A 1,419-nucleotide genomic window follows, 5' to 3' on the forward strand; every position below is an offset into this window, starting at 1 on the left:
GTGTTCGACGGTGTCGACGGCCCGGTCGACGTGGTAGTAGTAGCCCTCCTCGTCCCGGTACACGAGGTCGCCGGTGAGGAAGCGGCCGCGGATCCTGGTGCGGAAGGTGGTCGCCGAGTCGTTCCAGTAGCCGAGTGCCAGGGTGGGCGAGGCGGTGGCGAGTTCGCCGATCTCGCCGGGGCCGAGCGGTTCGCCGTCCGGGCCGACGACGGCGCAGTCGACGAAGGCGTGCGGGCGCCCGACGCAGCGCCCGTAGCGGTCGGTGCCGGGCCCGTGGGTGATGAAGAAGTGCGAGTGGCCCATCTCGGTGGAGCCGAGCCCGTCGACGAACAGCGAGCCGGGTTCGCGGGTGCGGCCGGCGCGGGTGACGGTCTCCCGGCTGCCGGTGGCGATCAGGCGGCGGATGTGCGTCTCGTGGGCGCAGTCGCCGGTGTTCCACCACAGGGCGACGGACGCGAGGTCGCGCGCCGCCAGGTCGTGGCGGGCGAGGTCGGCCCAGGTGGCGGCGAAGCCGACCACGCCGGACGGCTGCCAGCGCTCGATCGCGTCCAGCACACCAGCGCCGGACTGGCCTGAGAGCAGCGCGAGTTGAGTATGCGAGCTGAGGGCGAGGTTGACCGCGATCAGGGTCGCCGCGTGCGGCGCGGGCAGCGCGCTGAGCATCCGGTCCTGCCCCTGCGGGCGCGGCAGCCGCAGCCGGTGGCGGATCGCCGCGTACAGGCTCGCGTGCGAGTGGACGACGGCCTTCGGCATCCCGGTCGTGCCCGAGGAGTGGGTGATCGCGACCGGGTCGTCGGACCAGTGCCGGTGGGGCTCCGGTGCGGCGTCCGGGTCGCCGGCGCCGAGGGTGGCGATCTCCGGGAGCAGCCTGGCGCCGGGCTCGTGGCCGGCCAGCGCGGCCAGGTGGGCCGGGTCGGCGAGGACGCCGGCGGCGCCGAGGCGCGCGGTGTAGCGGGCGGCCCGCTCGCCGTCCAGGTGCGGGTTGAGCAGGGCGGGGATCGCGCCGAGGCGGGCCAGCGCGAGGAAGGCGAGCACGTGGTCGGCGGCGTCGCTCGCGTAGACGACGACGGGGTCGCGCCGCCCGATGCCGAGGCCGTGCAGGGCGGCGGCGCGGGCGCGGACGGCGCGGTCGAGCTCGCGCAGGCTGAGGGCGTGCCAGGCGGGGTGCTCGTCGACCCGCGTGTCGAAGGTGAGGAGCGGGTCGTCCAGGCCGAGGCCGAGTGCGAGGCGGCTGGTCAGTACGGAGCCGGCGCCGACGTCCGGGTCGTCGGCGAGGAGGCCGCGGACGCGGCCCGTCGTGGCAGGCGTGGTGCGTGCGGTCGTGCGGGGGGTGGTCACGGGGGCGGATCCCTCCCTTGGTGCCGGGGTTGGCCCCGGCGGTGGGCTTGGGGCGGGGCGCGCAGGCCGCGCGTGCGCGCG

1 protein-coding gene is annotated in these 1,419 nt (G+C 76.5%); it reads right to left on the minus strand.

All coding sequences use genetic code 11. The features are described from left to right. On the minus strand, positions 1-1,338 hold a 1,338-nt coding region (locus ACFV4F_RS43385; protein WP_380511579.1), incomplete at its 3' end, for a class I adenylate-forming enzyme family protein. Positions 1,339-1,419 lie beyond the last annotated feature (81 nt).

Origin of the sequence: Kitasatospora sp. NPDC059722 (genome assembly GCF_042733235.1) — a bacterium.
Taxonomy (GTDB): Bacteria; Actinomycetota; Actinomycetes; order Streptomycetales; family Streptomycetaceae; genus Kitasatospora.